Source organism: Subtercola sp. YIM 133946 (genome assembly GCF_036553535.1).
In the GTDB taxonomy this organism is placed as follows: domain Bacteria; phylum Actinomycetota; class Actinomycetes; order Actinomycetales; family Microbacteriaceae; genus Subtercola.
In genome coordinates, this window is sequence record NZ_JAZHPE010000051.1 from 117,756 (window position 1) to 135,745 (window position 17,990).

A 17,990-nucleotide genomic window follows, 5' to 3' on the forward strand; every position below is an offset into this window, starting at 1 on the left:
GGCTGCTGCATCATGCCGGCTGCATCTTGCCGGCTGCATCGAGAAGACCCTCCGCGAGTTCTGCGGAGGGTCTTCTCTGTCGGCGGGCCATGCCAGAGTAGAGACATGGCAGCAGGAGGCATCACATGAACATCGTCGTCGGCATCACCGGCGGAATCGCCGCCTACAAGGCCGTCGGCGTGGTTCGCGGCTTCGTTCTCGCCGGCCACACGGTGCAGGTCATCGCCACCGAGCATGCGCTGCGCTTCGTCGGCAAGCCCACCCTCGAGGCCATCTCGCGCAACACCGTGCACACCGACCTCTACGAGGGCGTCGCCGAGGTGCGCCACGTGGCGATCGGGCAGGCGGCAGACCTCATCGTCATCGCTCCCGCCACCGCCAACACCCTCGCCAAACTCGCTGCGGGCATCGCCGACGACCTGCTCGGCAACACGGTGCTGGCCACGAAGGCGCCCATTCTGCTGGCGCCCGCGATGCACACCGAGATGTGGATGAACGCCGCCACGGTGGCGAACGTCGCCGTGCTGCGCGAGCGCGGCTTCCGGTTCATCGGGCCGGCGTCGGGGCAGCTCACGGGCTCCGACTCCGGGCCCGGGCGCATGTCGGAGCCCGACGACATCGTCACGGCGGCGCTGGCGCTCGTCGCAGAGCCGTCGCCAGCCGATGGGGCTTCGACTGCCGTCGGTGAGGTGAGCGAGCTGCATTCCGCTGGCGAGTCGTTGCCGAGTGCCTCGCCGCAGACCGCCCAGGCGGGCGCCGACGGGGCCCCACGTGCCGCCGCCGACGCGTCACTGCGGGGCGAGCCGCTCGCGCAGGTGCGGGCCGAGAACGGGGTCGTGCGCGATCTGGAGGGCGTGAGCATCCTCGTCTCCGCCGGCGGAACGCGCGAACCCCTCGACCCCGTGCGGTTCATCGGCAACCGATCGAGCGGCAAGCAGGGTGTCGCCCTCGCCGACGCCGCCATCAGCCGTGGCGCCCGTGTGACGTTCGTCGGCGCCCACCTCGACGTGCCGCCGCCCCGGGGGGCCGAGGTGCACGCCGTCGAGACGGCCGAAGAGCTGCGCGTCGAGATGCTCGCCCTCGCCCCCGAGGCCGACGTGGTGATCATGGCGGCCGCCGTCGCCGACTATCGCCCCGTGTCCGTCGCCGAGGGCAAGATCAAGAAGGAGAACGTCGGCGACTCGCTCACTCTCGAGCTGGTCAAGAACCCCGACATACTGGCCGAACTCGCCGCTGGCAAGGGGGGCCACCAGACGATCGTCGGCTTCGCGGCCGAGACCGCGCCCACCGCAGAGGAGCTTCTGGCGCTGGGCCGGGCGAAGGTGGCGCGCAAGGGCTGCGACTACCTCGTTCTCAACAGGGTGGGGTGGCGCGAAGGTTTCACCACAGACGGTAACGAGGTCGTGGTCGTTGACAGAGCCGGGCATATAGTGATCGAGGCCGTCGGCACGAAAGTGTCGGTCGCACACAGCATCCTCTCTGCCGTCATTCTTCCTGGAGCACAATGAGCACCCTTCGCCTTTTCACGTCTGAGTCGGTCACCGAGGGCCACCCCGACAAGATCTGCGACCAGATCTCCGACAGCATCCTCGACGCCCTGCTCGAGGTCGATCCCACCAGCCGGGTCGCCGTCGAGACGCTGGTGACCACGGGGCTGGTGCACGTGGCGGGCGAGGTCACGACCCAGGGCTACGTCGACATCCCCACCATCGTTCGCGACCGGGTGCGGTCGATCGGCTACACCTCGTCAGACATCGGATTCGACGGCTCGAGCTGCGGTGTGTCGGTGTCGATCGGGGCGCAGTCGCCCGACATCGCGCAGGGCGTGAACAACGCCTGGGAGACCCGCCAGGGTGTCGCCGACTCCGACCCGTACGACCAGCAGGGCGCCGGCGACCAGGGCATCATGTTCGGCTTCGCCACCACCGAGACCCCGCAGCTCATGCCGCTGCCGATCTGGCTCGCGCACCGGCTCGCCGAGCGCCTCGCCGAGGTGCGCAAGACGGGCGCGCTCGACTACCTGCGCCCCGACGGCAAGACGCAGGTGACCATCGGGTACGAGGGCCTCGTGCCCCGCACGGTCGAGACGGTGGTGCTCTCGACGCAGCACACGCCGACGGTGTCGACCGAGCAGCTGCACCACGACGTCGCCGAGCTGATCATCCGCCCGGTGCTTGAGAACGCGCCGCTCGACACGGCCGACACCCAGTTTCTGATCAACCCCACGGGCCGCTTCGAGATCGGCGGCCCCCAGGGCGACGCCGGTGTCACCGGCCGCAAGATCATCGTCGACACCTACGGCGGCGCCAGCCGGCACGGTGGGGGAGCCTTCAGCGGAAAAGACCCGTCGAAGGTCGACCGCTCGGCCGCGTACGCCATGCGGTGGGTCGCGAAGAACGCCGTCGCGGCGGGTTTCGCCGAGAAGCTCGAGCTGCAGGTCGCCTATGCCATCGGCAAGGCGGCCCCCGTCGGCCTCTACGTCGAGACGTTCGGCACCGGGCACGTTCCCGACGAGACCATCATCGCGGCCATCCGCGAGGTGTTCGACCTGCGCCCGGCCGCCATCATCGCCGACCTCGACCTGCTGCGCCCCATCTACGCGCAGACCTCGACCTACGGCCACTTCGGCCGCGACCTGCCCGACTTCACCTGGGAGCGCCTCGACCGGGTCGAGGCCCTGCAGGGTGCTGCGCGGTTGTGACACCGAGCGGCGCCCTCGGCGCCCCGCCTGCGGGTGCCTCGCCTGCGGGTGCCTCGCCGGCGGGGCGGGCCGGTGGCACCGCACGTACCGCGCCTGCCGGTACCTCGCCGGCGGGGCCGGCGGCTGACGATCCGCGCACCGCGGCTGCAGCGACGGTCGGTAGTCACCCGGGCGTCACCCGCGTGGCGCGGGTCATGCTCGAGTCGCCGCTGCCGCAGCTCGACCGGCTGTTCGACTACCGCATCCCTGAGACGTTGGTGGCGGATGCCCGGCCGGGTGTCCGGGTCAAAGTACCCCTGCGCACGGCCGGCCGCGTCTCCCGCGGCTACATCATCGAAGTCACCGACCACCAGGACTTCGTCGGCACCCTGAGCGACGTCGAAGAGGTCGTGTCGCCGTTGGCGGTGCTGACCCCTGAGGTGTGGGCACTCGCTCGCCGCGTCGCCGACCGGGCCGCCGGCAACGTGAGCGACGTCGTGCGCCTGGCGGTGCCGCCACGCCAGGTTCGCGTCGAGAAGGCCTGGCTCGCCCGCCAGCGGTCTGCCGTAGACGCCGTTCCCGCCCCCGAGGACGGCCCCGCTGACGCCGCCGCCACCGCCGAGGACGGCCCCGCTGACGCCGCCACCGCCGCCGAGGACAGCCCCGCTTACGCCGCCACCGCCGCCGAGGAGGCCCCCGCTTACGCCGCCACCGCGGAGGTCGCCACCGGCACCACCCCCGCCCTGCTCGACCCGGCCACCACCCCTGCAGTACGCCACCCCGACGCCCGCACCACCCCCGCCATGCTCGACCCGGACACCGGCGCCACCCCCGCCGCAGCAGCCGTCGCGACCGACGGCAACTCGGCCGAGGCCGAGGCCGGGCGCCGCCGCGTGGTGGTGCGCGGCTACGGGCACGGGGTGGTCGAGCTGGCCATCAAGCAGCGGGGGCGTTTCGCCCTCGACGCGGTTCCGACGGTGACGCCCACCGGGGGGGCGGGCGACTGGGTCGGCTCGTGGGCGGCCACGATGGCCGCGATGGCGGTGCACACGCTGGGGCTCGGCCGGTCATCCATTCTGGTGGTGCCCGACTACCGCGACCAGGAGCAGCTCGAGACCGCCCTGCGCGCCCTGCTCGCCGAGCTCGGCGCTCCGGCCCCCGCAGCTGCGCCTGCCGACGGGCCTGCACCCGCACCCACCGGCAGCACACCCAGCCCGGCCGTCACCGACGCGCCCAGCGGCACGGCCAACCCGGCCGTCACCGACGCGCCCAGCGGCACGGCCAACCCGCCCGCCACCGACGCGACCGGCAGCACGGCCAACCCGCCCGCCACCGGCAGCACACCGAGCCGGGCCGCCGCCACCGACAGCGTACCCAACCCGGCCACCACCGCCACCCGCGGCGCAACCAGCACCGCAGACGTGATCGCGCGGCTCGACGCCCGGCAGACCAACCCCGAACGGTACGCCAACTTTCTGGCGTGCCTCGAACCGACGCCGCGCATCATCGTCGGCACCCGCTCGGCCATCTACGCCCCCGCCCATGACCTCGGCCTCATCGCCCTGTGGGACGAGGCCGACCCCCTGCACGACGAACCCCTCAGCCCCTACGTCTCGTCTCGTGACGCGGCCCTGATCAGGCAGGAGCAGTCGGGTGCGGCCCTGGCGTTCGTCGCCCACAGCCGCAGCACCGAGGTGCAGCGGCTCGTCGAGCTGGGGTTCCTGGCCGAGATCGCCCAGAGTCCGCGCATTCTGCCGAAGGTCATCCCGACCTCTGCCCAGGCGTCGACCGATCGGCACGCCCAGTCGGCACGAATACCCTCCTCCGCCTGGAACGCGGTACGCAAAGCCCTCGAGACGGGCCCGGTGCTCGTGCAGGTCGCCCGCCCCGGGTACTCGCCGGTGCTGGCCTGCGCCGACTGCACCAACCCCGCGCACTGCCTCGTCTGCGACGGCCCCCTGCGCTCCACGTCGCGCCAGGCCCCGCCCTCCTGCGCCTGGTGCGGCGCCATCGCCGCAGCCTGGCAGTGCCGCACCTGCGAGGGCACCCGCTTCACCCACATCGGCCAGGGCAGCACCCGCACCGCCGAAGAACTCGGCCGCGCCTTCCCCGCGACACGCGTCATCGTCTCCGACGGCTCCCGTTCGCTGGGCGTCGTGGGCGGCGAGCCCGCCCTCGTCGTCGCCACCCGAGGTGCCGAACCCGTGGCGCACGGCGGGTACCACGCCGTGCTGCTGCTCGACGGCGAACGGATGCTCGCCCGCGAGTCGCTCACGGTCGCCGAAGACTGCCTGCGGTGGTGGGCGAACGCCATCGCCCTCGCGGCACCGCGCAAACCTACCATCATCGTCGGCGTCGGCGGCGAGCTCGCCCGCACCCTCGTCACCTGGCAGCACGCCCGGTTCGCCAGCGGTGAGCTCGTCGACCGTCGCCGCCTGCGGTTTCCGCCCGCGGTGCGCGTCGCGACCGTTCGCGGCACGCCCGAATCGGTGGCGGGCGCGGTGAACGAGCTCCACGATTCGGTTCACGGTGAAGATAGCGCGAAGATAGATGTGCTCGGGCCGGTGCCCGACGAGAACGACTTCGTCAGGTCCATCGTTCGTTTCGACTACTCGGTGGGGGCGCTCGTCGCCGCCACCCTGCGAGCAGCCGTCATCAAGAACGCGGCCAACCGCCGTAAGACCCCGGGCCGACCGACGAACTACCGCACCCCGCCGACCCTTCGGGTTCGCTTCGACGACAGAGAGATCCTCGAGTGAAGATTGTCTTCGCCGGCACCCCAGCCGTGGCCGAGCCGACGCTGCGGGCCCTCGCCGAGGCGCACGAGATCGTGGCGGTGGTCACGAGAACGGATGCTCCACAGGGCCGCAAGCGTGTGCTGACCCCGTCTGCCGTGGCCGTCGTCGCGGCCGACCTCGGCCTGACCGTCATCAAGACGAATCGGCTCGACGACGAGGCGACGCAGCAGATCGCCGACCTGCGGCCCGACCTGGGCGTGATCGTCGCCTACGGCGGGTTCGTGCGCGAGCCGCTGCTGAGCATCCCGCGTCTCGGCTGGATCAACCTGCACTTCTCGCTGCTGCCCCGCTGGCGCGGCGCGGCCCCCGTGCAGCGTGCCGTCATCGCGGGCGACACGGTCACCGGGGCCTCGGTGTTCCAGCTCGTCGCCGCGATGGACGCGGGGCCGGTGTTCGCCACCAGCCAGGTCTCTGTGGGGGCGCACCAGACCGCCGGCAGCCTGCTCGAGGCGCTGGCGGTCGACGGGGCCGCCCTGACCGCCCGCGTCGTCAGCGCCCTCGACGACGGCAGCGCGACGAGCACCGAGCAGGTGGGCGAACCGACTCTCGCGCCGAAGCTCACCCTCGACGACGCTCGCCTCGACTTCACCCGGCCGCGCGCAGAGGTGTACCAGCGCCTGCGTGGGGTGACACCCGAACCCGGCGCCTTCACCACCATCGACGGCGAGCGGTTCAAGGTGCTCGAGGCCGAACCGGCCCACGACACGGCGCCTCTCGCGGCCGGGCGCATCGAGGCCCGAGCCGGTGACGTGCTGGTCGGCACGGCCGACCTGCCGCTGCGCCTGGTCGAGGTGCAGCCCGCGGGCAAGAAGCCGATGGCGGCCGCCGACTGGTGGCGCGGCCGCCCCGACCAGAACGAGGTGACCGCCGTATGAGCGCCCAGCAACGCCCGAAGCACGGCCGGCCGGGGTCGAACCAGGGCCGCGGCCCCGTTCCGACGCGACAGGGCGCCACGATCGTGCAGCCCGCCCGGCGCATCGCGTTCGAGGTGATCCGTGCGGTGCGCGAAGACGACGCCTACGCCAACCTGCTGCTGCCGACGAAGATCCAGCGTGCCCGGCTGAACCCCGCCGACGCGGGGCTCGCAACCGAGCTCACCTACGGCACCCTGCGCATGCGCGGCTACTACGACCGCGTCATCGAGCTCGCCGCGGGGCGCCCGCTCGACCAGATCGACGGCGTAGTGCTCGACGTGCTCGAGCTGGCCGCGCACCAGCTGCTCTCACTGCGCGTCGCGAGCCACGCCGCCGTGAACGAGGCTGTCGAACTCGCCCGCGTCGTCGCCTCCCGGTCGTCGACCGGCTTCGTGAACGGCGTGCTGCGCACGATCACGCGCTCGACGCCCGACGAGTGGCAGCAGCGCGTGCTCGACACCGTGAACGGCGAGGATGCCCGGCTCGAGGTGCTCTATTCGCATCCGGCCTGGATCATCCGCGCCTTTCGCCGTGCCCTGCTGACCGACGGCACTCCGTCGACGGCGGGGGTCAGCGCCGAGACCGCCGAGGTCGACCTGGTGTCGCTGCTCGAGGCCGACAACGAGGCCGCGCGGCTCGGGCTCGTGGCCCTGCCCGGTGTGGCCGTTCGTGACGAGATCGAGGTCGACGGGCATCCGGCCCCCTACTCGCCGTTCGGCTTCATCACCGACGCAGGCGACCCGCGCGGTATTCCGCAGGTTCGCCGGGGAACGGTGCGCGTGCAAGACGAGGGGTCGCAGCTGGCGGCCCTCGCCCTGGTGAACGCGGCGCCCGTCGAGGCGGGCGAACGGTGGCTCGACATGTGCGCCGGCCCCGGTGGCAAGTCGGCCCTGCTCGGTGCCGCCGCCGAACTCGGCGACGCGACGCTCATCGCGAACGAACCGGTGGCCGCGCGCGCCGAGCTCGTGCGCAGCGCTGTCGCGGCGCTGCCCTCGCCGCCCGTCGTCTGGCAGCTCGACGGTACGCGCATCGGCGACAGCAACCCCGGCGAGTTCGACCGCATCCTGGTCGACGCCCCCTGCACCGGTCTCGGTGCCCTTCGCCGCCGGCCCGAGGCCCGCTGGCGCAAGTCGCCCACTGACGTGTCGTCTCTCGTGGTGCTGCAGGCCCGCCTCATCGATTCGGCGATCGCCGCCCTGAAGCCCGGCGGCATTCTCGCCTATGTCACCTGCTCACCGCACGTCGCCGAGACCCGGGGGCAGGTGGCGGATGCCCTGAAGCGCCACGGCGACACCATCACCCCGCTCGCCACCCAGCAGGTGCTGCAGTCGTTCGCCGACACCCCCCTGCTGCTCGGGTCGGCCGACCCGACCCAGGCGCAGCTCTGGCCGCACGCGCACGGCACCGACGCCATGTTCATCGCCCTCTTTCGCAAGCGCTGACGCCGCCGGTAACCGAATCCGCACCCTTTCGGCAGATGCGCACCCGTTCGAAGAGGGGCGCTCTTGCCGAAAGGGCGCGCAGAGCTATGACGCTCGGCCACGACGCGCTCGGCGAGCGGGGCACAGATCGATAGGCTGGAACGTATGCCCGTGCGAATTGACCCCAGCATCCTGGCCGCCGATTTTGCGAACCTCGAGTCGGAGCTCGGGCGCATCGCCAGCGCCGACCTCGTGCACGTCGACGTGATGGACAACCACTTCGTACCGAACCTCACCCTCGGCCTGCCCGTGGTCGAGAGCCTGCAGAAGGTGTCGCGCCTGCCCCTCGACCTGCATCTGATGATCAGCGACGCCGACCGCTGGGCGCCCGTGTACGCCGAGACCGGCGCGTTCTCGGTGACCTTCCACGCCGAGGCCGCGACCGATGCGGTGGCGACCGCCCGGCGGTTGCGTGAGATCGGTGCGCGGGCCGGGCTCGCTGTGAAGCCGGGCACCGACATCGCCCCCTACCTCGAGCTGCTGCCCGAGTTCGACATGCTGCTCATCATGACGGTCGAGCCGGGTTTCGGCGGCCAGTCGTTCATGGCCGACATGATGCCGAAGCTCAGCAGGGCATCCGAGGCCGTGCAGAAGAGCGGTCTCGACGTGTGGCTGCAGGTCGACGGCGGCATCAGTGCACAGACCATCGGGATCGCGGCCGAGGCCGGGGCCGACACCTTCGTGGCCGGCTCTGCGGTGTTCGGCGCCGAGAGCGCCGCCGAGCAGATCACCCTGCTGCGCGAGCTGGCGGCCCGGCACACGCACTGACCACCGCGGCCGTACCGATACCCTAGAAGGGTGAAGACCTTCGACGACCTGTTCTCCGAGCTGAGCGACAAGCAGTCGCTGCGGCCCGAGGGCTCCGGCACCGTGCGCGAACTCGACGCCGGTGTGCACGCCATCGGCAAGAAGATCGTCGAAGAGGCCGCAGAGGTATGGATGGCCGCCGAATACCAGAGCGACACCGAGACCGCCGAAGAGATCTCGCAGTTGATCTACCACGTGCAGGTGATGATGCTGGCCAAGGGCCTGACCCTCGCCGACGTGTACCGACACCTGTAGCCCCGGGTTCGATGCGTGCCTGCCGCATCGAACGATCGGCGCAACTCAGGCCAGCAGGCAGTGCACGACCACAACTCCAACACGACTCCTCCTCGAAAGTCCACAATGCTGAAGATCGCGGTGCCCAACAAGGGCTCCCTGTCAGAGACCGCCGCCCAGATGCTGGCCGAGGCCGGCTACCACGGCCGCCGCGACCCGCGCGAGCTCGTCATCCAAGACCCGAAGAACGACGTCGAGTTCTTCTACCTGCGCCCCCGCGACATCGCCACCTACGTCGGCTCGGGCGCGCTCGACGTGGGCATCACCGGCCGCGACCTGCTGCTCGACTCCGAGTCGCCGGCGGTCGAGGTCGCCGAACTGAACTTCGGCGAGTCGACCTTTCGGTTCGCCGGCCCCGGCGGCGCCTTCCACTCGCTCGACGAGCTGCAGGGTCGTCGCGTGGCGACCAGCTACCCGGGGCTCGTCGGGGCCTTCCTCGCCGAGCACGACGTCACCAGCACCCTCGTCAAGCTCGACGGCGCCGTGGAGTCGGCCGTGCGGCTGGGTGTGGCCGATGCGGTGGCCGACGTGGTCTCCACGGGCAGCACCCTGCGTAAGGCCGGGCTGGAGATCTTCGGCCCCGTGATTCTGCAGTCGACCGCGGTGCTGATCAGTTCGGGCATCCAGAACCCGGGAGCCGACACGCTGCTGCGCAGGCTGCAGGGCGTGCTGGTGGCCCGCCAGTACGTGCTGATGGACTACGACGTGCCGCGCATCCACCTCGACGCCGCTTCGGCGCTGACGCCCGGCATCGAGTCGCCGACCATCTCGCCGCTCGCCGACCCCGACTGGGTCGCCGTGCGGGCCATGGTTCCGCGCCTCGACACGAACCAGATCATGGACGCCCTCTGGGAGGTCGGTGCACGCGCGATCCTGGTGAGCCCCATTCACGCCGTGAGAATGTAGAACCATGCCGGGAACGAAGTCATGACCCTCGCCGTTCGAGTCATTCCCTGCCTCGACGTGGCCGCCGGGCGCGTGGTGAAGGGCGTCAATTTCGAGAACCTGCGCGACGCGGGCGACCCCGTCGAGCTGGCACGCCTGTACGCCGGCCAGGGTGCAGACGAGATCACCTTTCTCGACGTCACCGCGACGGTCGACGAGCGCGCCACCACCTACGACATCGTGCGCCAGACGGCCGAGCAGGTCTTCATTCCGCTGACCGTGGGCGGGGGAGTGCGCAGCACCGACGACGTGTCACGGCTGCTCGCGAGCGGGGCCGACAAGGTGGGCGTGAACAGCGCCGCCCTCGCCCGCCCCGAGCTCATCGCCGAGATCGCCGACCGGTTCGGCGCCCAGGTGCTCGTGCTCTCGCTCGACATCAAACGCGGCACGACGGCGTCGGGGGCCGAGACAGAGTCGGGCTTCGTCGTCACCACCCACGGCGGCCGCCGGGCGACCGAACTGGATGCCCTGGCCTGGGCCGCCCGCGCCATCGAGCTCGGGGCGGGCGAACTGCTCGTCAACTCGATCGACGCCGACGGCACGAAAGACGGCTACGACCTCGAACTGATCCGGCGCATGCGCGAGATCAGCCGCGTGCCCGTGATCGCCTCCGGCGGCGCGGGAAAGGTCGAAGACTTTCCCGAGGCCGTCGCGGCCGGCGCCGACGCGGTGCTCGCCGCCTCGGTGTTCCACAACCGCGAACTCACCATCTCCGACATCAAGTCGGCTCTCTCAGAAAGCGGGGTGGTGGTGCGATGAACGACGTCGATGCCGTCATCGAACGGGCAACCTTCAACGACAAGGGGCTGCTGCCCGCGGTCATCCAGCAGTTCGACACCCACGAGGTGCTGATGCTGGGCTGGATGGATGCCGAGGCCCTGCGCCGCACCTACACGACCGGCCGTGTCACGTTCTGGTCGCGGTCGCGCCAGGAGTACTGGCGCAAGGGCGACACGTCGGGCCACGCCCAGTTCGTGCGTGAAGCCGCGCTCGACTGCGATGGAGATACGCTTCTGGTACAGGTCGAACAGATCGGCGCCGCCTGCCACACCGGCACGCGCACCTGCTTCGACGGCGATGTCTTGCAGCCCGTGCAGGGCTTCAGTGAGGGCGAATACAGTCATGACAGACAGTAGGGCGGGCTCCACCACGCGGGCGGAGTTCGATGCACTGCTGCCCACGCATCGGGTCATTCCGGTCATCCGCACGCTCTTCGCCGACGGCGAGACCCCCATCGGCATCTACCGCAAGCTGAGCGACAACCGGCCGGGCACCTTTTTGCTCGAGTCGGCCGGGCAGGGCGGCGTGTGGTCGCGATTCTCGTTCATCGGCGTCTCGAGCTATGGGGTGCTGAGCGCCGACGGCGACCGCGCAGTGTGGATGAGCTCGGGCCTCAGCGCCGCACGCGCCTTTCCGCACGGCATGCCCTCTGGGCCCCTCGAGGCCCTCGCCGCGCTCTACGAAGAGTGGAAGACGCCGGTCATCGACGGGCATCCGCCCCTCACCGGCGGCCTCGTCGGTTTCATCGGCTGGGAGACCGTGCGCCAGATCGAACGGCTGCCGGATGCCCCACCCGCCGATGTCGCGATGCCGAGCCAGGCCCTCTCCTTCGTCTCCGACCTCATCGCGGTCGACCACCTGCTCGGCACGGTCACCCTCGTGTCGACGGTGCTCGCCGACGGCCGCAGGCGTGACGACGGAGGTGAGCTGTGGGCTGACGCCGTCGCCCGGCTCGACTCGATGCAGCACCGCCTCTCGCGGCCGGCCGAGGCGTGGCTCGCCACCGCCGACTTCGGCACCGTCGCGACGCCCACCGCGCTGACCGAACGCAGTGCGTTCCTCGCGTCGGTCGACGTGGCGAAGGAGCACATCCGCCAGGGCGACATCTTCCAGGTGGTCATCGCCCAGCGCTTCGACCTCGAATGCACGGCAGAGCCGATCGAGGTGTATCGCGTGCTGCGCACCCTCAACCCGAGCCCCTACCTCTACCTGCTGAACCTCGAGTCGCCCAGCCGGCAGCCCTACGCCATCGTCGGCTCGAGCCCCGAGGCCCTCGTCAAGGTCGAGGGCGGGCGCGCGTTCACCCACCCGATCGCCGGGTCACGCCCGCGCGGCCGCACCATCGACGAAGACAACCGGTTCGAGAGCGACCTGCTCGCCGACCCGAAGGAGAAGGCCGAGCACCTCATGCTCGTCGACCTGGCCCGCAACGACCTGCTGAAGGTGTGCGAGTCGGGTTCTGTCGAGGTCACCGAGTTCATGCGCATCGAACGGTTCAGCCACATCATGCACATCGTGTCGTCGGTCGAGGGCCGGCTGGCGCCGGGTGTCACGGCCATCGACACGTTCCGCGCCACCTTCCCTGCCGGCACTCTCTCGGGTGCGCCGAAGCCACGGGCGATGCAGATCATCGACGAGCTCGAGCCGCTGCAGCGCGGCCTCTACGGGGGAGTGGTGGGCTACTTCGACTTCGCGGGCGACGCCGACCTCGCCATCGCCATCCGCACCGCCGTCATCGCCGACGGCGTGGCGCGCGTGCAGGCGGGCGGCGGGCTGGTCGCCGACTCCGACCCGAACTCCGAGTTCATCGAGTCGCAGAACAAGGCCGCGGCTCCGCTGCGTGCGGTGGCCATCGCGAACGCCATGACGAGGGTCGGATGACCGCCCAGAACCCCGCTCCCGCCGCCACCGCCGCGAGCCAGGCGCGCCGCCTCAAGTCGATGACGATCTTCGCCGTCGTCATCTGGAGCGCCCTCGTCTTCCTCGCCTGGTCGCAGCCGTGGTTCACGCTCACCGCGCAGGGCCGCGCCGGCGACAGCATCAGCGTCACCGTGCAGGGCGCCGTGGCAGCCCCCGCCCTCTCGGCCCTCGCCCTGGCCGGGCTCGCGCTCGCGGCGGCCCTGGCCATCGCCGGCATCGTCGTTCGCCTGGTGCTCGGCATTCTCGAGTTCGTGCTGGGCGCCTCCATTCTCGCCTCCGCCGTCGGCGCCCTCGCGAACCCTGTGCTCGCCGGACAGTCCGCGGTGACCACGGCGACGGGCGTGGCGGGGTCGTCGTCGATCCAGTCGATCGCCACGAGCGCCGGGTCGAGCCTCTGGCCCTTCCTCGCGATCGTCGCGGGCGCCCTGATGGCGCTCACGGGCATCCTGATCGTCGTGACGCTGAAACGCTGGCCGGTGTCGGGCCGCAAGTACCAGCCCGTTCAGTTCGCCGCCGAAGACGGTCGTGTGGCGGGCAACCCCGTCGACCTGATCGACTCGGGCGACGAACCGCCCGCCGACGAGGTCGCCGGTGCCCGTTCGGCCGATGCCGCACCCGAGGCCGTGTCCAACGTCGACGACGAGACCGAGAACACGGCGGCCGTCGACAGCTGGGACAGCCTCAGCAGGGGCCAGGACCCCACGACCTGAGCCCACCACCCGAGCCTCGCGCCGCCCACGCCTCACCGAGCGCCGCGCGAGCTGTGCCGATAGACTCTGTATTCGACCCGCGCACCCATTTCTTCTCAGTTCAGGAGTACCGCATGACCAGTGAATCAGCAGAGCCGGGCCACGGCAGTTCGACCGCCTCGTGGACGGCGGTGATCATCATGCTGGTCGCCTTCGCCATCGGCACGGCCGCCTTCTTCTTCAGCATCGTCTGGCTCGTCTGGGCGTCGGCGGGCCTGTTGATCGTCGGTCTGCTGGTGGGCTACGTGCTCGCCAAGCTGGGCTTCGGCGTCGACGGCGCGAAGACCGCTGCCAGGGGGCACTAACTCCAGTGCTCTCCTCTCTCACGGCCGGCGCCGCAGAAGACGCGGCGGCGAGGCTCGAACTCGTCAGTTACGACGAGGTCGAACGCCTGGCGCTCGAGCAGCCGCCGGCGCTGGATGCCCTCGCCTTCCTCGCCCCGGCCGAACGGGTCAAGATCATCGCCGAGGTGAAGCGTTCGAGCCCCTCGCGAGGCGCACTGGCGACCATCACCGACCCCGCCGCACTCGCCTCGACCTACCAGTCGGCAGGCGCCAGCGCGGTCAGCGTGCTCACCGAGGGCCGCAAGTTCTCCGGGTCGCTCGAAGACCTCGAGCTGGTTCGCGACGCCGTGTCGATCCCGGTGCTGCGTAAAGACTTCATCTCGCTCGACTACCAGGTGCTCGAGGCACGCGCCGCCGGGGCCGACCTCGCCCTGCTGATCGTCGCCGCGCTCGACCAGAAGACGCTGCAGCACCTGCACGACCTCATCGCATCGCTCGGCATGACGCCGCTCGTCGAGACCCACTCGGCCGACGAGGTCGAGCGGGCGCTCGATATCGGGGCATCGCTCATCGGCGTGAACGCCCGCAACCTCAGCACGTTCGAGCTCGACCCCGACCTGTTCGGCACGCTCGCCGACCGCATCCCGGCGGGCATCGTGCGCGTCGCCGAGTCGGCCGTGAAGACGGCCGCCGACGTCGCCCACTACCGTTCGAGCGGCGCCGACGTGGTTCTCGTCGGCGAAGCGCTGGTCACCGGCGACCCGGCCCGAACCCTCGAAGAGTTTCTAGGAGTGTCATGACCAGCGATCTGAGCGGCGCTGCCGCACCCACCCACCTGCGCGACGAGGCGGGGCCGTTCTTCGGCGAATTCGGCGGCCGATTCATGCCCGAGTCGCTGATCGCCGCCCTCGACGAGATCGCCGCCGAGTACGAGGCGGCAAAGGCCGACCCTACGTTCGCCGCCGAGCTGGCCGAGCTGCACCGCAGCTACACGGGCCGCCCGTCGATCATCACCGAGGCTCCGCGCTTCGGCGAGTACGCCGGCGGAGCCCGCATCATTCTGAAGCGCGAAGACCTCAACCACACCGGGTCGCACAAGATCAACAACGTTCTCGGCCAGGCCCTGCTCGCGCGGCGGCTCGGCAAGACCCGGCTGATCGCCGAGACCGGCGCGGGCCAGCACGGCGTCGCCACGGCGACCGCGGCCGCGCTGTTCGGCATGAGCTGCGTCGTGTACATGGGCGAGGTCGACACCGAACGCCAGGCTCTCAATGTGGCCCGCATGCGCCTGCTCGGCGCTGAGGTCGTCTCGGTCACGAACGGCACACGCACGCTGAAGGATGCCCTGAACGAGGCCTTCCGCGACTGGGTCGCCAACGTGTCCGACACACACTACGTGCTCGGCACCGTCGCCGGCCCGCACCCCTTCCCGGTGATGGTGCGCGACTTCCACAAGATCATCGGTGAAGAGGCCCGCGCCCAGGTTCTCGAGCTCACGGGCGCGCTGCCCGACGCGGTCGTCGCCTGCGTGGGCGGCGGCTCGAACGCCATCGGCATCTTCCACGCCTTCCTCGACGACCCCGACGTCGCACTCTACGGCTACGAGGCCGCGGGCGACGGCGTCGAGACACTGCGTCACGCCGCCACCATCACCAAGGGCCGCCCCGGCGTACTCCACGGCTCACGCAGCTTCATGCTGCAAGACGACGACGGCCAGACGCTCGACTCGCACTCCATCTCGGCCGGGCTCGACTACCCGGGCGTCGGCCCCGAGCACGCCTGGCTCTCGTCGATCGGCCGCGCCACCTACCTGCCCGTGACAGACGCCGAGGCGATGAACGCCTTCCGCCTGCTCTGCCAGACCGAGGGGATGATTCCCGCCATCGAGTCGGCGCACGCCCTGGCCGGAGCGATCGAGCTCGGCCGCGAGCTCGGCCCCGACGCGACCATCCTCATCAACCTCTCGGGCCGCGGCGACAAAGACGTCGAGACCGCCGGCCGCTACTTCGGGGTGCTCGACGAGCAGGCCCTGGCCGCCAGCACTCTCGAGCAGAACGCCCTCGAGGCGAACGAGCTCGAGGCGAACGAGCTCGGTGAGGGCGAAGCCGAGGCCGACGAGCTCGACCACGACGCCGCACTCGCCGAAGCGGCCCGTGAGGCTCTCGATGAGGCGCAGTCTCGTGAGGTCGACGCGCGAGAAGCCACCGGATACGGAATCGAACGATGAACACCGAACAGGCTACCGCCCCGACCACGTCGCCGGTCGGCACGATCATCCAGCGCGCCAACGCCGAGCACGCCGGCGCCCTCATCGGGTACCTGCCCGTCGGATTTCCCACCCTCGAGGCGAGCATCGACGCTGCAGTGGCCCTCGTCGAGAACGGCGTCGACATTCTCGAGCTCGGGCTGCCGTACTCCGACCCGGTGATGGATGGCCCGGTCATCCAGCAGGCCACCCAGACCGCCCTCGACAACGGCTTCCGGCTGAGCGACGCGTTCACCGCCGTCGAGGCCATCCGGGCTCGAGTGGATGCCCCCATCCTGCTCATGACCTACTACAACCCGGTCGTGCAGTACGGCATCGAGCGGTTCGCCACCGACCTGGTCTCGGCTGGCGGCGCCGGGCTCATCACGCCCGACCTCACCGTCGACTCGGGTGCCGAGTGGATCGAGGCGAGCGACCGGCACGGCCTCGACCGCGTCTTCCTCGCCGCCCCGACCTCCACCGACGAACGTCTGCACCTCGCGGTCGACAACAGCCGCGGTTTCGTCTACGTGGTGTCGACCATGGGGGTGACGGGTGCCCGCGGCGACGTCGACGCGGCGGCCCGCACGCTCGTCGACCGGCTGCGCGCCAACGGGCTCGACGCTGGGGGAGCGACCGGCGCCTGCGTCGGCATCGGCATCTCGACGGCCGACCAGGTCGCCGAGGTTCTCGAGTACGCCGACGGCGCCATCGTGGGCTCCGCCCTGGTGCGCGCACTGTCAGACGACGGGGTCGCCGGTGTGGCCCGCGTCGCCTCGGCCCTCTCGGTCGGCACGAACCGGCGCTGACCTGCCGCGACGGGCGACGGTCGCGGGGGCCACCCGTCGCGCTGAGAGACTTCGAAGACTGGCCCGTCGCCTCGCCCGCGAACAGCGCTGTCATCCGCTGCCGCATAGAATTACCCTTGCCGTGTGCCCGCAGACGGCAAAACCTACGTATGGAAGGTCTACTACCAGGTGTTTCTGCCGCAAAGCATTCCCAGCCCGTCGATCAACTCGCTCGACATCACCGGCTGGCTCCAGACCCTGGGCATCAACCTGCCCTTCGAGATCAACATCCGTATCTACGCGCTGTGCATCCTGTTCGGCATCGTCGTCGCCACCATCATGACCTCGCGCCGGCTGACCAAGCGCGGGGCCGAACCGGGCATCGTTCTCGACATCATCCTGTGGGCCGTTCCGCTGGGCATCGTGGGTGCACGTCTGTTCCACGTCTTCACGCACCCGGGTGACTACTTCTACGCCGGCGCGAACTTCTGGGAGATCTTCGCCGTGTGGGACGGCGGCATCGCGATCTTCGGCGGCCTGATCGGCGGCGCCATCGGCGCCTGGATCGGCTGCCGGCTGACGGGCATCCGGTACTGGACCTTCGCCGACGCTCTCGCCCCCGGGCTGCTGCTCGCCCAGGCCTGCGGCCGGTTCGGCAACTACTTCAACCAGGAGCTCTTCGGCACGCCGACCGACGGCTGGTGGGGGCTCGAGATCGCCTCGCCCAACAGCGCCATCCCGGTCGGCCTGCTGCCGGGCACGCTCTTCCAGCCGACCTTCGCCTACGAGGTCATCTGGAACGGCATCGGCGTGCTCTTCCTGCTCTGGATCGGCAGGCGCCTGAACCTGCAGTGGGGCAAGCTGTTCGGCGTCTACCTTATCTGGTACGGCGCGGGCCGCACGGTGTGGGAGAGCATCCGCATCGACCCGAGCGAGATCTTCTTCGGCGTGCGCACCAACGTCTGGGCGGCCTGGCTCGCCATTCTCATCGGCATCGTGATCATCGTCGTGCAGTCGAAGCGCCACCCCGGCCTCGAGCGCACGGCCTACGTCTCAGGCGTTGCGTGGTCACCTGCAACGGCTGAGGTAGACTCGAATGAACGGTACACAGACGAAGAACTCCGTGGCGACGCTGCCCCGGCTGACGAGTCTGAACCCACAGATCTCGAGCCGAGCGCCACAAGCACAGCCGGCGCGAAGCCCTAGGTTCCACCCACCAGACGGCAGACATCACACCTTCCACCACATTCGGGCCACCGGCGTCCCAATCAGAACAACCCGGTCGCACGTGGGCCGGGGGGATGG

The 17,990-nt window shown here is 70.4% G+C and carries 17 protein-coding genes; all 17 read left to right on the forward strand.

All coding sequences use genetic code 11. The features are described from left to right. Nucleotides 1-125 precede the first annotated feature (125 nt). Nucleotides 126-1,508 carry a bifunctional phosphopantothenoylcysteine decarboxylase/phosphopantothenate synthase gene (locus V3W46_RS18350; protein ID WP_331784586.1) on the forward strand — a complete coding sequence of 461 codons (1,383 nt, stop codon included), beginning with the start codon at nt 126-128 and terminating at the stop codon, nt 1,506-1,508. After that, the gene (gene metK, locus V3W46_RS18355; protein ID WP_331784587.1) at nt 1,505-2,701 is read left to right on the forward strand and encodes a methionine adenosyltransferase; all 1,197 of its coding nucleotides are present in this window, start codon (nt 1,505-1,507) and stop codon (nt 2,699-2,701) included. The genes V3W46_RS18350 and metK overlap by 4 nt, the downstream gene beginning before the upstream one ends. A gap of 194 nt (nt 2,702-2,895) precedes the next feature. Beyond that, nucleotides 2,896-5,439 (forward strand): primosomal protein N', encoded by a 2,544-nt coding sequence (locus tag V3W46_RS18360; protein WP_331784588.1) that lies wholly within the window; start codon nt 2,896-2,898, stop codon nt 5,437-5,439. Further along, entirely contained in the window at nt 5,436-6,353 is a 918-nt protein-coding gene (gene fmt / locus V3W46_RS18365) for a methionyl-tRNA formyltransferase (protein ID WP_331784589.1), read from the forward strand. The genes V3W46_RS18360 and fmt overlap by 4 nt, the downstream gene beginning before the upstream one ends. Next, nucleotides 6,350-7,834, forward strand: a complete 1,485-nt coding sequence (locus tag V3W46_RS18370) for an RsmB/NOP family class I SAM-dependent RNA methyltransferase (RefSeq protein WP_331784590.1) — start codon at nt 6,350-6,352, stop codon at nt 7,832-7,834. Before fmt ends, V3W46_RS18370 begins: the two co-directional genes overlap by 4 nt. A gap of 144 nt (nt 7,835-7,978) precedes the next feature. Continuing rightward, entirely contained in the window at nt 7,979-8,641 is a 663-nt protein-coding gene (rpe, locus tag V3W46_RS18375) for a ribulose-phosphate 3-epimerase (RefSeq protein ID WP_331784591.1), read from the forward strand. A 30-nt stretch (nt 8,642-8,671) separates the two neighbouring features. Continuing rightward, on the forward strand, nt 8,672-8,935 hold the full coding sequence (locus tag V3W46_RS18380; protein ID WP_331784592.1) for a phosphoribosyl-ATP diphosphatase: 264 nt from the start codon (nt 8,672-8,674) through the stop codon (nt 8,933-8,935). Between the two features lie 105 nt (nt 8,936-9,040). Next, nucleotides 9,041-9,880, forward strand: a complete 840-nt coding sequence (gene hisG, locus V3W46_RS18385) for an ATP phosphoribosyltransferase (protein WP_331784593.1) — start codon at nt 9,041-9,043, stop codon at nt 9,878-9,880. A 21-nt stretch (nt 9,881-9,901) separates the two neighbouring features. Next, a complete protein-coding gene (hisF, locus tag V3W46_RS18390) occupies nt 9,902-10,678 on the forward strand; it encodes an imidazole glycerol phosphate synthase subunit HisF (RefSeq protein ID WP_331784594.1) in 777 nt (258 codons plus the stop codon). Beyond that, on the forward strand, nt 10,675-11,055 hold the full coding sequence (hisI, locus tag V3W46_RS18395) for a phosphoribosyl-AMP cyclohydrolase (RefSeq protein WP_331784595.1): 381 nt from the start codon (nt 10,675-10,677) through the stop codon (nt 11,053-11,055). The genes hisF and hisI overlap by 4 nt, the downstream gene beginning before the upstream one ends. Continuing rightward, on the forward strand, nt 11,042-12,580 hold the full coding sequence (locus V3W46_RS18400) for an anthranilate synthase component I (RefSeq protein WP_331784596.1): 1,539 nt from the start codon (nt 11,042-11,044) through the stop codon (nt 12,578-12,580). Before hisI ends, V3W46_RS18400 begins: the two co-directional genes overlap by 14 nt. Continuing rightward, nucleotides 12,577-13,329, forward strand: coding sequence for a Trp biosynthesis-associated membrane protein (locus tag V3W46_RS18405; RefSeq protein ID WP_331784597.1), 753 nt, complete (start codon nt 12,577-12,579; stop codon nt 13,327-13,329). Before V3W46_RS18400 ends, V3W46_RS18405 begins: the two co-directional genes overlap by 4 nt. A 113-nt stretch (nt 13,330-13,442) precedes the next feature. Then, nucleotides 13,443-13,673, forward strand: a complete 231-nt coding sequence (locus V3W46_RS18410) for a DUF6704 family protein (protein WP_331784598.1) — start codon at nt 13,443-13,445, stop codon at nt 13,671-13,673. Between the two features lie 5 nt (nt 13,674-13,678). Then, nucleotides 13,679-14,452: an indole-3-glycerol phosphate synthase TrpC gene (gene trpC, locus V3W46_RS18415; protein WP_331784599.1), complete on the forward strand. Its 774-nt coding sequence runs from the start codon at nt 13,679-13,681 to the stop codon at nt 14,450-14,452. After that, nucleotides 14,449-15,879, forward strand: coding sequence for a tryptophan synthase subunit beta (trpB, locus tag V3W46_RS18420; protein ID WP_331784600.1), 1,431 nt, complete (start codon nt 14,449-14,451; stop codon nt 15,877-15,879). The genes trpC and trpB overlap by 4 nt, the downstream gene beginning before the upstream one ends. Beyond that, nucleotides 15,876-16,706, forward strand: coding sequence for a tryptophan synthase subunit alpha (trpA, locus tag V3W46_RS18425; RefSeq protein ID WP_331784601.1), 831 nt, complete (start codon nt 15,876-15,878; stop codon nt 16,704-16,706). Before trpB ends, trpA begins: the two co-directional genes overlap by 4 nt. Before the next feature lie 123 nt (nt 16,707-16,829). Beyond that, entirely contained in the window at nt 16,830-17,891 is a 1,062-nt protein-coding gene (lgt, locus tag V3W46_RS18430; RefSeq protein ID WP_443070007.1) for a prolipoprotein diacylglyceryl transferase, read from the forward strand. The last annotated feature ends 99 nt before the right edge of the window (nt 17,892-17,990 follow it).

Coding starts and splice junctions, on each gene's coding strand:
- metK (WP_331784587.1), top strand. CDS start 1,505: ATGAGCACCCTTCGCCTTTTCACGTCTGAGTCGGTCACCGAGGGCCAC.
- hisF (WP_331784594.1), top strand. CDS start 9,902: ATGACCCTCGCCGTTCGAGTCATTCCCTGCCTCGACGTGGCCGCCGGG.
- V3W46_RS18360 (WP_331784588.1), top strand. CDS start 2,896: ATGCTCGAGTCGCCGCTGCCGCAGCTCGACCGGCTGTTCGACTACCGC.
- V3W46_RS18350 (WP_331784586.1), top strand. CDS start 126: ATGAACATCGTCGTCGGCATCACCGGCGGAATCGCCGCCTACAAGGCC.
- V3W46_RS18410 (WP_331784598.1), top strand. CDS start 13,443: ATGACCAGTGAATCAGCAGAGCCGGGCCACGGCAGTTCGACCGCCTCG.
- V3W46_RS18370 (WP_331784590.1), top strand. CDS start 6,350: ATGAGCGCCCAGCAACGCCCGAAGCACGGCCGGCCGGGGTCGAACCAG.
- hisG (WP_331784593.1), top strand. CDS start 9,041: ATGCTGAAGATCGCGGTGCCCAACAAGGGCTCCCTGTCAGAGACCGCC.
- hisI (WP_331784595.1), top strand. CDS start 10,675: ATGAACGACGTCGATGCCGTCATCGAACGGGCAACCTTCAACGACAAG.
- rpe (WP_331784591.1), top strand. CDS start 7,979: ATGCCCGTGCGAATTGACCCCAGCATCCTGGCCGCCGATTTTGCGAAC.
- trpA (WP_331784601.1), top strand. CDS start 15,876: ATGAACACCGAACAGGCTACCGCCCCGACCACGTCGCCGGTCGGCACG.
- trpB (WP_331784600.1), top strand. CDS start 14,449: ATGACCAGCGATCTGAGCGGCGCTGCCGCACCCACCCACCTGCGCGAC.
- V3W46_RS18405 (WP_331784597.1), top strand. CDS start 12,577: ATGACCGCCCAGAACCCCGCTCCCGCCGCCACCGCCGCGAGCCAGGCG.
- V3W46_RS18400 (WP_331784596.1), top strand. CDS start 11,042: ATGACAGACAGTAGGGCGGGCTCCACCACGCGGGCGGAGTTCGATGCA.